This is a genomic window from Paenibacillus sp. M2 (assembly GCF_046713495.1).
Taxonomy (GTDB): domain Bacteria; phylum Bacillota; class Bacilli; order Paenibacillales; family Paenibacillaceae; genus Paenibacillus; species Paenibacillus amylolyticus_B.
In genome coordinates this window covers 6,707,685-6,722,199 of sequence record NZ_CP169648.1, presented here as the reverse complement: position 1 = coordinate 6,722,199, position 14,515 = coordinate 6,707,685, and the positions used below count along the sequence as shown (strand labels likewise).

Here is a 14,515-nt window from a genome sequence, read left to right as displayed (position 1 = left end):
GAGCAAGAGGTCTGGTGTGCAATCGAAACCCTGTGTCCCTGATGCGCTAACCAACCCTACACACCTTATAGTGGCAATTATGGAGGATTGAAAAATCTAACGAATCTCACACGTCTTATGTTGACAAAAAATCGTTGAAATGAAGCCGAAATGAGCTGTTACAGCAATATAAACTTTCTACAATTCGTTAGATTTTGTAATTGCCGCAAATGAGTCAAATAAGAGCTGTAAGGTTCGTTAGAATTGAGGTGCTATCCAGACACACCATTACGACGCAGAGATCCTGAGCACGACCAAATATCCAGTACAACGATAAAATTGAACTAAATTTTTACACGAAACGGAGAGGACAGCAGCAATCTGAAGAAGCGGAGTGTCCAGTGTAACTAATAAGGTCAAACACCAAGGAGGGATCGTTATGGCTGACTTATCCATTAATCTGGCAGGTATTCGATCACCCAATCCATTCTGGTTGGCTTCTGCACCACCGACCAATACGGGGTATCAGGTTCAGCGTGCGTTCGAAGCGGGCTGGGGCGGCGCGGTGTGGAAGACACTGGGTGAGCCGATTATCAATACATCCTCGCGTTTTGCGGCAGTTCATTTCGGTGGACAGCGGGTGGCGGGGTTTAACAATATTGAATTGATATCCGATCGTCCGCTGGAAGTGAATCTGAGGGAGATTGCCGAGACCAAGAAGCGCTTCCCGGATCGCGCGGTTGTCGCTTCACTGATGGTGGAACCTACGCGGGAGAAGTGGCATGAGATTGTGAAAAAGGTGGAAGCCGTCGGCGTCGACGGTCTGGAACTGAATTTTGGCTGCCCGCATGGCATGGCTGAACGTGGTATGGGAGCCGCCTCTGGTCAGCAACCTGACTTGGTCGAACTACAGACGATGTGGGTGAAGGAAGTGGCAACCACACCGGTGATTGTGAAGCTAACGCCGAATATCACGGATATTACGGCGACCGCCCGGGCAGCTGTACGAGGAGGCGCGGATGCGATCTCTCTGATCAATACCATTAACTCCCTGGCAGGTGTGGATCTGGATTCGTGGAATACCGTGCCGCATGTAGGGGGCAAAGGAGCACATGGCGGATACTGCGGCCCAGCGGTGAAGCCCATTGCACTGAACATGGTTGCCGAGTGCGCACGTAATCCGGAGGTGGGTGTGCCGATCTCGGGGATTGGTGGCATATCCGACTGGCGGGATACGGCAGAGTTTTTGCTCATGGGTGCTACAGGGGTCCAGGTATGTACCGCAGCGATGCATCATGGATTCCGCATTGTGGAGGACATGATTGATGGTTTGAACGATTATTTGGACGAAAAGGGTCTGAGCAGCGTAGCAGAACTGGTAGGTCAGACGGTTCCGCGTTACTCGGATTGGGGCAATCTCGATCTGAACTACAAAGTGGTCGCCCGCATCAATCGCGATGTCTGCATCAATTGCAACAAATGCCATATTGCTTGTGAGGACACCTCGCATCAGTGTATTGATATGTTGACCGACCCGTCTGGCTCCTATCTGGAAGTGGTGGAAGAGGACTGTGTTGGCTGTAATCTGTGTTCGATCGTTTGCCCGGTGGATGGGGCGATTGAGATGGTGGAGCTTGTGCCTGAGCAGGAACCTGTAACCTGGAATGAACGTCAGTCTGCGATTGCGATGCTGCAATCCGTTAGAGATCAATCAACCAAGGAGGCGATATCATGAGTACCCGCAAATTGATTCGTAACGGTGTGTTGGTGACAGCGTCAGATACCTTTGAAGCAGATATTTTGATCGAAAAGGGTAAAATCACACAGATTGGCATCGGGCTTACCCCGGATGAACATATGGAAGTTGTGGACGCTTCAGGCTGTTATGTTATTCCTGGCGGAATCGACCCGCATACGCATCTGGATATGCCATTTGGTGGAACGGTAACGGCAGATGATTTTGCGACGGGAACAACAGCGGCAGCCTTTGGTGGTACAACAACGATCATTGATTTCTGCCTGACACAAAAAGGCCGTCCATTAATCGAATCCCTCCAGGAGTGGCATGCCAAAGCCGAGGGTAAAGCCGTCATCGACTATGGTTTCCATCTGATGATCGGGGAGATGAATGATCAGGTGTTGGAAGAGTTGCCGCAGATCATTGAAGAAGAGGGTGTGTCATCCTTTAAGGTGTTCATGGCGTATAAAAACCAGTTTCAGGCCGATGACGGGATTCTCTTCCAGACGTTGCAAAAGGCAAAAGAGTATGGCGCACTCGTCATGGTGCATGCCGAAAACGGAGATGTTATTGACCTGCTGGTTCGACAAGCGCTCGCCGAAGGGCGCACGGAGCCGATTCATCATGCGCTGACTCGTCCATCCATGCTGGAGGGAGAAGCGACAGGTCGGGCGGCACGGTTGGCTGCACTTGCGGATTCACAGTTGTATGTGGTGCATGTAACCTGTGCAGAAGCGGTGGAGCAGATTGCGCGCATGCGTGAAATGGGTTACCGAATCTGGGGGGAGACCTGTCCTCAGTATTTGACGTTGGATCAGTCGATCATGGATCAGCCGGACTTCGAGGGTGCAAAGTATGTCTGGTCCCCACCACTACGGGAAGCAGCGCATCAGGAAGTACTCTGGAACGCACTGAAAAGCGGTCAGTTGCAGACGATTGGCTCTGATCATTGCTCGTTTAATTTCAAAGGGCAGAAGGACCTGGGCAAGGATGATTTCAGCAAAATTCCGAACGGTGGGCCTGTCATCGAAGATCGCCTCAGTATTCTGTATTCGGAAGGTGTAGTGAAGGGGCGGATTACGCTCAATCAGTGGGTCGATCTATGTTCAACAAGAGCGAGCAAGTTGTTTGGATTATTTCCGCAGAAAGGGACTCTGGCTGTAGGGACAGATGCGGATATCGTTATTTTTGACCCCTCTGTAAACAGGGTGATCTCGGCAGATACGCATCATATGAATGTGGATTACAGTGCATTTGAAGGCATGCAGGTACAGGGTTGTCCGGTGACAGTGTTGTGCCGCGGGGAGTATGTCATTCGAGATCGGCAGTATGCCGGAACAGCAGGGGCAGGACAATATGTGAAGCGCAACAAGTATGATTCAGGTGCACCCATACCGATGAAACAGCCTGTGACGGCAGTGAATGGAGGGAGAAGCTGATGTCGGATCATGATGTGTTTGAGGCCGAGAGGGTCGCCATAGAGCGAATGGTTGCACAGGGTTATCGGATCTATGCGGTACGGGAACATCTGGAGGGTGCTCACGTCATATGGGAGCACCCGGATCTTCCCGAAGAGAAACAAGAGCAATACGTGGGCACGGCGTCTGGACGGAAGTGGTTCAGTCACATCCTGATTCGCCAGCTTCAGGAGCAGCGGGGAGCTTAGACGATGCTGAAGTTCCTCATGCGATTGGCCCATGAACGTACTCATAGGCGTAGATGGCAAGTTCGATCGCGACCCTTTTCTCGGGGAGGATGTAGTCTTCTCCCAAAAGTGCTTCGATTTTGTCCAAACGGTGATACAGCGTCTGTCTGACGATATATAGAGCGGTGGCCGTCTCTTGCTTGGAGCAGCACAGGACCAAATATTGTTTGAGCGTGCGCAGCAACTGACCTCCTTTCTCTACATCGTAACGGATGAGCGGCCCCAGATATTCTTCAATGAAATCATCCAGACTGCCGCTTTGCTTCATACTGGCGATGATGCGGTAACAATGAAGATTACTGTAAAAGGGCTGTTGCATCACACCGATGTCCTTTTGAATTCGCAGTGTCTCCTTTGCGGATTCCAGACTATCTTTGAGACGGGAGAGGTCTGTGCAGTTATGACCGATACCGATCAAGCCTGAGAAGAGATAGTGGGTCTGTTCCTGCTCGTGCTGCTGCAGCTGTTCGATGCAGCGCCAGAGACTGCTTTTGCGCTGAGATCCAGGTAATGGGTCGAGAATGATAAGAATGATCTGGTGATTCAGAACGGTGCTGTAGAGGGTGAAATTCTCCCGAGCGAACACGGAACGGGCAACGATGTTGCGTTGGATCAATAATTTCTGAAGTTTGAGGCTGTCTGTGTATGAGGGGTTGCTGTCAAATAAGATAATCGTGGCTTTGCTCGTTGCGAGAAGGGGATTAACGGTGGATACATATTCATGGATTTCCTTCGTGGAGTGATGTCCGTTAAGCCAGTCAATGACCCACATATCTTCTTTGTAGCGGCGTTTCTCTTCCATGTATTTGGTTCGCATCCAGTCCTGGGCAATCGCGGCCGCGCACCGTTCCAGTGCCTGAATGACGAATTCATCCGATGGTTTGATCGGTATGCTTGAATCTTGATCCGTCGGCTTTTGATACATCAGCACAAGGTCGGCAAAGGTGTAGTCTAACGCCTGAACAGGCATGCTGAGTGCATGCAATGTGTTATCTGACAGCCGCATTATATTCGGAATAACTTCTCCCACCAAATGTTCCCGCTGCAAAAACCAATCCTGCCGCCGAGTCTCCAGCTGCTCTGGAGAGCAATAGGGAACGGCACTTGCTTCCCCTTCAAGTGGATATAATGCCACGGCACATCCGGTTGTTCGTGACAATAATCGAAGAAGAGGTTGTACGCCATCTCCATTCAGAAGAAGTTGGTTAAAGGAGGTGGTGAGACTATCGAGTTCCGCAATCATCCGCTGATGACTACGAATCAAGGTGAAATGCAGGTCTTGCGTAATATCAATATAACGGACCTGTTCGTGGAACCAGATCAGCGGGAAATCCGCGGCGACTGCAATTTCTTTCATCGCACCGAGTTGCGATTTGGTGTGATCCCCCAGCTCCATGCAGAGTCCGGCAGCCCCACGTGCAATTAACTGACGCAGAAAAGACAGACCATGCTGCTCACCTTCCTGCCAGCCAATGCCTGTCGTCAGCACCAATTCCCCGCCATTGAGCAAGTCCCCTACCTCAGGAACTTCCATGATATGAACCCAGCGAACATACCGCTCCAGCGCACGATCACTGGCCAAGATTTCTGCCTTACGAAACACGGGTCGTTTTAACATGTCTCTGACTTGAATATGAAGCGTTGTCTCCCCCACACAACCACCGTCCTTCCCCAATAACATGTGATCTATCTGGAGTCTGGAATCCGTCAGCTTGCATAATTAATCCATATTATAATTCCATTTACAGCCGGTGGGCTAAAATCTCACGTTCATTTGTTTTAAATGACAAACAGGTCTCTTCTTTTTGTGATTTTGATTAAAAAGATGTGTTTCTATGTCAGTCTATGTGACGGATTCTCTACTCCAATGAGAGCGAGGCATATGCTCCTGAAGTAGTCGATATCTCGTTTGAATTTACATAAAAAAGCCCCTTAGCTTTATATCGGAATTCAATCATTCCAATATGCGCTAAGGGGAGAGAAACTAAATATTATAGTCTATATTTAAGTTGTAATCGAACCGTTACATGGGCACGATTCTCTTCTTCTTAATCTTCGATTCTTTTCTTTTTGAATTTCATCAGGAACTCATACACAATCGGTACGATAACCAGCGTGAGCAGCGTGGAGCTGATCAGACCGCCGATTACGGTAATTCCCAATCCTTTGGAGATGATCCCCGCACTTTCTTCGAGACCCGTAACCAGTGGCAACAGGGCACCGATGGTTGCGAGAGCGGTCATCAGAATTGGACGCAGACGTGTTGCACCGGCTTCCAGCAAGGCTTCACGGGTAGGCATACCCTCTTTTTCCTTGTGAATAACACGGTCAATCAACACGATGGCGTTGGTGACCACGATCCCGATAAGCATCAGTCCACCCATCATGGCGGAGACGTCAAGTGTACCCCCAGCGATGAACAGACCTACCATAATACCAATCACCGTAAATGGCAGGGAGAACAGGATGGCGAATGGTGCCAAACCGCCGCCGAACGTTACAACAAGCACGAAGTATACAATGGCGATGGCCGCCAGCATGGCTAGACCAAGCTGAGTAAAGGTATCATTAATCTGTTCGGTTGTACCGCCGAACTTCACTTCAACGCCGTCAGGCAGATCCAACTTGTCGATCTCAGCCTGTAAGCTACTTGAAGCCTTCGTTACATCCGAAGCCAGGATGTTGGCTGTCACTTGTACAACCACCTTCCCATCAATTTGCATGATGGAGTTCGGGGATGTGCCTTCTTCCACTTTGGCAACATCTTTAATCGGTACTTCGATGCCAAGCGGTGAAGTGACGGTTTCATCCTCAATCTCATTAATGCTGCTGAATGTTTTATCGTCGGTCTCTACATATACTTTATACGTTTTGTTATCAATATCGACTTCCGTGAGCACAGGACGTTCGCGTGCCGGGCTCAATGCCATAGCCAGTTGGCCTGCAGTCAAGCCCAGGGAACTTAATTTCTCCTGATCTGCCACGAGCGTATACTGCCCGTAGGTGTCAGCGAGAGTCGTATCTGCTTTTTCAAAATTATCCGTATCCGCTTCAACCAGTTTCAGAATTTCGTCCGATACAGGTTTGAGTTGCTCTACATTATCGCCATAGATGGATAGGCTCAGGCCACTGCCACCCAGACCGCCGGACATGTCGAGCTCATTCCAGGTTCCTACGGTAACTTCTTTTTTCAGACCTTCTACTAGTTGTTCCTTCACTTTTGTAAAGTCTTTTGTATCTTCGTTATATTCAATATAGAAGAGGGCCGAGTTGGAACCACCGCCACCCATGCTGCTCAGTGGGTTACTTCCGCCGATGGAATATTGCATTTTCTCCAGACCCGGTTGTTTCAGTAACCACTTCTCTGCAACGAGTGCTTCTTTTTCTACATCTTCACGCAAAGCTCCTGTTTGTGGACTGTACGTAATGGTCACATATTTATCCTGTTGTTCCGGCAAGAAGCTTGCACCGATGAATGGGTACAGGAACAAACTGCCGACCAGCAGGATCACTGCAATACTGACTGTGATGAGTTTGTGTGAAAGGGTCCAGTTCAGCAGGCGTTTGTAACCTTCCGCCATCTTGCCTGGTTTTTCTTCGTGATTCTGCTTGTTCTTGAGTCCTTTACGGAACAGGGAATGCGCAAGCATCGGCACGATGGTAATGGCAACGATCAGGGATGCCAGCAAGGCAAATACCATGGTCAATGCAAATGGCAGGAACAGCTCGCCCACCATACCGCTTACCAATGCCAGTGGCAGGAATACCGCAATCGTTACGATTGTGGAAGAAAGGATTGGCACAAACATCTCGCGCGTTGCTTCGCGAACCAGTTCACGACCTTTCAGTTTCTCACCTTTGAGTGTTAATCTGCGGTAGATGTTCTCGATAACCACGATGGAGTCATCGACAACCCGTCCGATGGCAACCGTCATGGCACCCAGTGTCATCATGTTCAAGGTAATATCCATTATATTGAGCGCAGTCAATGCCATGAGCAAGGAGAGCGGGATCGAGATTATGGAGATAATGGTTGAACGAATATTACGCAGGAACAGCAAGATGATCAGGATAGCAAACAAAGCACCAAAAACAGCTTTGCCCAGCATCGTGTTCACCGAGTCCTGGATCGGTTTACCTTGGTCAAGCAGTACAGTCAGATCTGCATTTTTGAACTGCTTCTGCAATTCTTCCGCTTTGTCTTTGACTGCATTCACGACATCAACCGTGTTGGCGTCATTGGATTTTACAACGGAAATACCGATGGATTCCTTGCCGTCTGTCCGGGAAATGGATTCCGCTTGACCGATGACTTCGATCTTGGCAATTTCACTTAGTGTTACAGTTGGAATACCAGGCGCATTGGCAGCACCTGTAGGGCTACCCGCACTGGCATTACCGCCAGCTGCTTGGCCTGCGGCCGGGTCTGTTCCTTGGGCAGAGCCAGGAGCGGTAGCTTGACCTGCTCCGCCAGCCGAGCCTTCACCTGTTGGTGTTCCAGAGCCTTGTGGGGCTGCACCTGAACCATTGCCTGCAGAAGCGCCGGCACCGCCGGGTACAACTGGAATGGCAAGGTTTTTCAGATCATCGATGTCGACGATGTTGCCATCTACGACAACGGCTTTCTGGGATTTATCCAGTTCGAACAGTCCCAGGGGAACACGAATGGATGAACCTTGAACGATGCCGTTTACCGTATCTTCCGTTAGGCCCAGCTCGGCCATTTTGGCTTGATCAAACTTCAATTGAACTTCTTTTACATATTGACCGGAAACCTGAACCTGAGCTACACCGTCAATGTCTTCGAGTGCAGGCTGAATATCCGATTCAACCAGTCGTGTCAATTGCTCCAGGTCACCACCGTCCTTGTCGGACAGGCTTAGCGATACAACCGGGAAAGAGTTAATGCTGAACTTGGAAATGGTCGGCTTCTGCACGCTGTCAGGCAGTTGTACTTCATTGAGTGCCTCACGAACGGTTGCCGTTGCGTTGGTCAGATCTGTTCCATAATCAAATTCGAGTGTAATAGATGCTGCATTCTCCATGGAAGTGGAGGTAACCGTCTTAACGCCATCAACATTCCGCAGTTTTACTTCCAGCGGCTTCGTGACATCTTCAACAATTCCCTCCGGTGCAGCCCCCGGATCAATGGCAGTGACATTCAGAAACGGTACGTTGATGTTCGGAATGGTCTCTTGCTTCATCGTCAATCCGCTGTACAAACCTGCGAAAGAGATGATGATTGTCAGAATCCAGATCGCAAACTTGTTGTTCAGGGAAAAATTAATAATACCTTTCATACGATGGTTTCTTCTCCTCTCTGTTTCTCCTGTTTATGTGTGTGACGAGTCAGCAGGGATGAACCGGCTATACATGGCATCCAAAATATGCTGAAGCTCGGAATGCAAGGGTTGAATGGCAGTTACGTTCTCCAGATTGTGCATCATGCCCAGAATAATGGCACGCCGCGGCGTGAATTCCATCATCTCCTGTCTGAGAATGGCAATGGTTTCAAGTGCATCATTCTTCGGTTGCCCTGCGGGCAAATCGGAGACGGCGATATCCTGCATTTGTTTGATGATATGGATAGGATGTCGCATCACCGTGGAATCGGGTTGGGCCTCGGTAATCCAGGCAGGCCATTCCTCCAGAGGAATCAAAGGCTCAGGTCGCTGGTTAAGAAATCCATGTGCGGCATAGTCCATCATTTGCAGCAAGTTTGTTGCCATTTTGGTAACGGTGAGAGATGGCATCTCTGTAAACCAGATTTTTACATAGGAGAGGAACAGTCCGTGTGTCAACAAAATAAGATCAATCGTATATGGTTCAATCTCCCGTCCATACTGCTCTTCCAGCTTATCCTTAAACCAATGTAAGGTACGGATCTCCAGATCTCTTTGCTGTGGATGGCACTGTTCCTTGCGTTGCTGTTCATCATCCATCATCATGCTTCGCAATTGTACCCGCAAAAATTCCTTGAATTCGGCTACATGAATGAGCAGTGTTTCGATCTGCTTGTGCAGGCGTTCTCGCGAGGAGAGGCTGGTTTCATGCTCAATCTGCGTCATCTCGTCCATTAGCGTGTACATGCAGTACTCCAGCGTACTGGCTTCCAATTCCTCTTTGGATTTGAACATGATATAAAGGCTGCCTTTGGACATCCCGCATAGTTCGGCAATCTCTTGCATGGATGTTGCAGCACTGCCTTTGGATGAGAATAACTTGAGTGCTGTAGTAATGATGAGCTTTTTCTTCTCATTCATCTCATGTATAGGGTTCATTAACGATGCATTCACCTCATCAGGGAACTTGTGAGTTCTTGAATTGACTTTAAGGTCAAACCAAGTATAAACGATCTGGTTGAAGGAATTCAAATGGGAGTAAATTGGAAAACTAATATGGAGGAAAGAGGATGATCAAAGGGAAAAAGAACAACATGTAACAAAGTGTAGCCTGTATGTACGATTGGGTGTTGCTATCAAGAACGTTTAAGTTAGGCACCTCCAGTGAAGGCGTACAAGGCGAGTATAATAATGGCGACTAGCGCGAGGAGATAGAAGATGGCCATGCCGATCAGAAGGGTATACCCTGTATAAGAGCCCATGCGTGCCAATAATTTTCTCATGATTACAACATCCTTTCTTACGTGGCAGAGTATAAAGAGGTTCCCTATTTATATCATATCCCAAAAAAGACGACTTTCCTGATCGAAGTCGTCTTTTTTATATTACAGAATTTAATAGATATCCTAATGGAAGCTAAGAAGTACACGATAACGGAGATTGCAGAACCGACTTGAAGAAACGAAGTGTTCGCCTTAAAGCTTTCTGTAAGAAAGCTTCTTCGGAAGCATATGCTATCACCGGATTTATCCCTCTTGGAAAGGGAATCAAAGAAATCTGGGGATAACAGCGATCAGAAAGTGGTACTGCAATCGGAGTTATAAAGTGTAATTCAGTTGTTCCATTATGTGATCAGTTTAAGACCAACGGCTGCCACCAAAATCATCGCGATAAACAGGAGACGCTTCGCTTCTTTCCGTTCACCGAACAGGAACATGCCTGTAAGCGTACTACCGACCGTCCCGATCCCCGTCCACACGGCATACGCTGTGCCCATGGGAATAGACGTCATGGCGTAAGATAACAGCGAGAAGCTGAATACAAACGATACCAGCATCAGTACGATATAAGGCCAGCCTTTGCGAGTAGAAGCACCATTAATACCGATCACGCCAAATATCTCACATATGCCTGCACCTACAATTGCCATCCAAGCCATTATACTGCACCTCCTTTGGCTTCTTGCTGATCCGTAACCAGCTTCAGTCCGATTACGCCGCAGAGCAACAATCCAATGAGCAATACTTTGGCCAAGCGGAACGGTTCGCCGAACAGTACCATCTCCGTAAGGACGGTGCCCGCCGTACCAATTCCCGTAAAGACGGCATACACCGTACCCACAGGCAGCCTTTTGGAAGCGGCAATGATCAGTCCAAAGCTGATCACGATGGCAATCCCCGTCAAAGTCCACTCCCAGGCATTCGAGGCATGTTTCAGCCCGCTTACCCAGACAATCTCAATAATTCCACCAATAAATACATATAACCAGTTGCGGTTCATGTTGTTAAATCTCCTTCCGGCACAACGCTTTGTGCCTCTTCGTTCAAATGATGAATGCCATGCCAAAAGACAGGCCAGGATGCTTCCAACCGTCTCTTGTACCGACGGGAACTTCCATAGATAATCTCCACGGTAATCCCGTCGAGGAACGTCATAAATGCAATGGCTGCCTGTTCCGCAGGAATGGGCGGAATATCTCCATGACGCATTGCCCGTTGCAGCAAACGAGTCAGCGCACGTTCCATACCATCGATAAACGGATACACTTGATCCATCACTTCGCCATACAGAGAAAGGGGTGGGTAGAAACAATTGCGCAGCATCAAGCGGGCTGACGCATGGGCATTGTATTCTTGTTCGAACCAGATCAGTAAACCCTTCAGCCTCTGCTCCAATGGCAGATCCTCATGATCACGGAAATATTCGAGTGTGTGCCGTGTTACTTCGTGAAATGCAAACGATAGCGTGTGTAAAAACAAGTCATCCTTGCAGCTGAAATGTGCATATATGGACGGTTTTTTAATCCCGACTTCATCAGCAATAGCTCTCAGAGAAGCCCCCTCATAGCCATCTCTGGCAAAATGGAACAGGGCTGCATCCCGAATGGATTGTGCAGTCATCAGATCACCTTCCTAACGGTCGTTAGGTAATTATATTTTCACACTTCACATCCCCTGTCAAGATGAAAATATCCGCCTGCACAGTAGAGTACAGGCGGATATAACAGGTATGAATGTGGTTTTTGATCAAAAGGTTGTAAAACCCAGAATCAGTTGCAGCTTATATAGGATACCTTTCAAAAACGTAGTCTTCTCCTGGAACTCATCCAGGTCTAACGTGAATTCGGCATCATTATTATTCCAAATACGCTCGAAATAATTCGCGATATCAAGCGTGAACTTATTGTCTGGAGGAGCAGCAATCCATAAATCATTTTCCAGATTGTAGTCATTCAGGTTTCGAGGTGTGAAGTTGGTTGAACCCCCGAGGACAATATGATCACCAGTTGCTTTGGCAAGATAGATCATCTTGGTGTGGTATTGCTCCTTGGTGGTGTTATACCAGCGTATCTGAATTTTACCGTCGGATTTATCATGCAATTCAGCAGCGACAGGGCGGTTCGGAATACCGATCTTTTCCTGACCAAAGGCATTTTCATTTGGATCCAGTACAAGCCGGATCTCGGTTCCTCGTTTTGCCGCTTCCAGCAGGGCTTCCAACACTTTCGGAGAGGCCACATAGAACATGCCCATCCATAAGGTGTCACCTTTGCCAGCTTGATTGATCTCATGGAGTACGGCGTCATTAACCTTGCCTTCAGTTAAATAGCGAATTCGTAGGTCTCCCGTGTTTGAATCCGTGGAAGGGTCCGTGTAGGTTGGAACCTGGCCTCCGCCTGAGATATCCAGTACAGCTTGCTCTGACTGAAGAATATCGCCAATGATTGGACCTGTTACTTCAAATGCAATATTCGAGTGGTAGGCACTCGCATCATGGATATTGCCAGAAGAGACAATCGCCGTCTTCTCACTAACAACAACTTTGCGATGATTGGCCTTCACATTGAGCAGCTTGAGATAGGAACGCACAGTGACATCCGGACCATCCGTGGCCATCAGGTTTTTGATCCAGCCATCTCCAGATTGCCCAAACCATTGGAAGAAGGTCCGCCAGACCGCAGAGTATACTGGAGTTGAATCACGCAAAGGGTCCACATCCGTGATGACCACATGAATGCCTGCTTGTTTCATTTGTTCCAGCAACGGATTAGGTGCTGAGTTATAGTTGGTATTTACTTCATCAGTAATAAACCAGATGTCCATATCAGGATGCTGATTTTTTTTGGCGACCAGCGCTTCGGTGAATTCAGTACTCACGGGAGGAAAGTTCTGTCCCTTATGCTGATAATTATTGAACAGGAACATATCCACCAGGACAAATTGCTCTGCTTCCTCCACAATTTGCATCATGCGCTGGAAAATCTGCTGTTCGTGCTGCATCTGTCCGTCGGAGGAAGGATAAGTGAGGTCATGCAGGAACTCGACTTGATCCACACGATACTCCGGACTTTCGTAGGAAATGCCCGTTGGTAATGGTTTGTAGGTCTGATAGAGCATGACGGCGATGAGCCATAGGACCAATAGGACGAGTCCTGTTCGTATGTATGGAAATTTGCCGCGTGAAGACTTGCGGTCTGATGTATGGCGGCGTAATGAGACCACGGTGGACTCCCCCTTCTGTACTTGCTGACTTCTATTACCACACGGATGATAACGTTGACGCAGGAGAACCCGCCAGCATAACGAATGCAGCGGTAAAATGCATATGGCAAAATTGGCATTATGCAATCGACAGGTGTCTGAGCGTTGTGTATAATGAGTGTATTATTTTTGTAGAATGTTAGGGTTTTCATATGCCTGACAAGGACGGGGAACCAATGATATAACCTGTGAAATCTGGACATTTAGGAAAGAAAGTGGGTAATAAGGTGTATTCCATCAAACAAGTCGCTGCCATGCTCGGTATCCCGACGGTGACGCTCCGGGCTTGGGAGAATCGGTATAGTGCGGTCACCCCTGAGCGGACGGAATCGGGTTATCGAATGTATACCGAAGAGAATGTTGCGGATCTGCGCTGGCTGAAAGAACAGGTTGAGCTACATCAGACCAATATTTCGGAAGCGGTACGGATGTTGAAAGTAAACAAATTAAATCCGCCCGAGGCTGTGCCCACGCCGATCATGGCTCCGGTGCCTACGATGGAAGAAGCCTACGCACGCATGGCAGATCAGATCTATGACTCGCTCTACAACTTTCAGGGTGAACGTGCCAATGGTTTGATTGATTTTGGTTTCACCATGTACGGGTACGACTCGATGTTCTATCATGTGCTGGTGCCCATACTGGTTCGGGTTGGAGATGCATGGGAGCAAGGCAGGGCTTCGGTGGCTCAGGAGCACTTCATGACACAGCTGATATCACAGCGGTTTTATCAGTTTTTCCATCTGTTCCCGATCTATCCGCATCTGCCCAAAGTTCTGGCGTTGTGTCCGGAAGGGGAGCACCATCAGGTTGGATTACTGCTGTTCTCTCTTTTTATGCGTAAAAATGGAGCGGAAGTACTGTATCTCGGTGCGAACACGCCAGAAGAAGGCATCTTCCCGATTATTCGGGAGCAAAAGATCAAGTTGGTCTGCCTTTCGATCACAAGTCCAGGGCTTCTTGAACGGTGTGATCAGCTTATAGAGCGAATTAAAAACGAGTTTCCACATATTCGCTTTGTACTTGGTGGAAAGGGCTATGAGCGTGCAGAACATGCTCGTTACTCGGAATGGATTATGCCAGAGGATTCATCGGATTGGCAGTCATGGATAGAACGTGAGTATCTCTCAAATCGACCACCTGGTGCGAGGTTTGGACAGGCAAATAACTAAACATAATCTCAAATAATATGAATAGGTTAGTGTATACA

Annotated in this window: 12 protein-coding genes; 4 read left to right on the top strand and 8 right to left on the bottom strand. The window is 48.4% G+C overall.

Going from position 1 to position 14,515, the window contains the following annotated elements:
• Window positions 1–418: 418 nt before the first annotated feature.
• From preA to ACETMN_RS30650, 3 genes are read left to right on the top strand one after another with little or no spacing between them, the layout of a single operon-like run.
• Window positions 419–1,714, top strand: a complete 1,296-nt coding sequence (gene preA / locus ACETMN_RS30660; protein WP_062836927.1) for an NAD-dependent dihydropyrimidine dehydrogenase subunit PreA — start codon at window positions 419–421, stop codon at window positions 1,712–1,714.
• Window positions 1,711–3,156, top strand: coding sequence for a dihydropyrimidinase (gene hydA / locus ACETMN_RS30655; protein WP_411735497.1), 1,446 nt, complete (start codon window positions 1,711–1,713; stop codon window positions 3,154–3,156). Before preA ends, hydA begins: the two co-directional genes overlap by 4 nt.
• The gene (locus tag ACETMN_RS30650) at window positions 3,156–3,383 is read left to right on the top strand and encodes a hypothetical protein (RefSeq protein ID WP_192134952.1); all 228 of its coding nucleotides are present in this window, start codon (window positions 3,156–3,158) and stop codon (window positions 3,381–3,383) included. Before hydA ends, ACETMN_RS30650 begins: the two co-directional genes overlap by 1 nt.
• A 16-nt stretch (window positions 3,384–3,399) precedes the next feature.
• On the opposite strand, the gene ACETMN_RS30645 is transcribed toward ACETMN_RS30650, so the two are convergent.
• The 8 genes from ACETMN_RS30645 to ACETMN_RS30610 all read right to left on the bottom strand — a co-directional run bounded on the left by ACETMN_RS30645 (window position 3,400) and on the right by ACETMN_RS30610 (window position 13,266).
• Entirely contained in the window at window positions 3,400–5,103 is a 1,704-nt protein-coding gene (locus tag ACETMN_RS30645; protein ID WP_411735496.1) for a PucR family transcriptional regulator, read from the bottom strand.
• A 367-nt stretch (window positions 5,104–5,470) separates the two neighbouring features.
• Window positions 5,471–8,722, bottom strand: coding sequence for an efflux RND transporter permease subunit (locus tag ACETMN_RS30640; RefSeq protein WP_091012899.1), 3,252 nt, complete (start codon window positions 8,720–8,722; stop codon window positions 5,471–5,473).
• A gap of 33 nt (window positions 8,723–8,755) precedes the next feature.
• A complete protein-coding gene (locus tag ACETMN_RS30635; RefSeq protein ID WP_091012901.1) occupies window positions 8,756–9,703 on the bottom strand; it encodes a TetR/AcrR family transcriptional regulator in 948 nt (315 codons plus the stop codon).
• A 212-nt stretch (window positions 9,704–9,915) separates the two neighbouring features.
• Window positions 9,916–10,047, bottom strand: coding sequence for a hypothetical protein (locus ACETMN_RS30630; RefSeq protein WP_411735495.1), 132 nt, complete (start codon window positions 10,045–10,047; stop codon window positions 9,916–9,918).
• A gap of 341 nt (window positions 10,048–10,388) precedes the next feature.
• Complete coding sequence (locus ACETMN_RS30625; RefSeq protein ID WP_411735494.1) at window positions 10,389–10,703, bottom strand: DMT family transporter; 315 nt, start codon at window positions 10,701–10,703, stop codon at window positions 10,389–10,391.
• On the bottom strand, window positions 10,703–11,044 hold the full coding sequence (locus tag ACETMN_RS30620; RefSeq protein WP_017691902.1) for a DMT family transporter: 342 nt from the start codon (window positions 11,042–11,044) through the stop codon (window positions 10,703–10,705). The genes ACETMN_RS30625 and ACETMN_RS30620 overlap by 1 nt, the downstream gene beginning before the upstream one ends.
• Window positions 11,041–11,664, bottom strand: a complete 624-nt coding sequence (locus tag ACETMN_RS30615; protein ID WP_091012907.1) for a TetR/AcrR family transcriptional regulator — start codon at window positions 11,662–11,664, stop codon at window positions 11,041–11,043. Before ACETMN_RS30615 ends, ACETMN_RS30620 begins: the two co-directional genes overlap by 4 nt.
• Before the next feature lie 126 nt (window positions 11,665–11,790).
• Window positions 11,791–13,266, bottom strand: coding sequence for a phospholipase D family protein (locus ACETMN_RS30610; RefSeq protein WP_105600152.1), 1,476 nt, complete (start codon window positions 13,264–13,266; stop codon window positions 11,791–11,793).
• A 227-nt stretch (window positions 13,267–13,493) separates the two neighbouring features.
• Here ACETMN_RS30610 and ACETMN_RS30605 point away from each other — a divergent pair, with 227 nt between their 5' ends.
• On the top strand, window positions 13,494–14,477 hold the full coding sequence (locus ACETMN_RS30605; protein WP_411735493.1) for a MerR family transcriptional regulator: 984 nt from the start codon (window positions 13,494–13,496) through the stop codon (window positions 14,475–14,477).
• Window positions 14,478–14,515 lie beyond the last annotated feature (38 nt).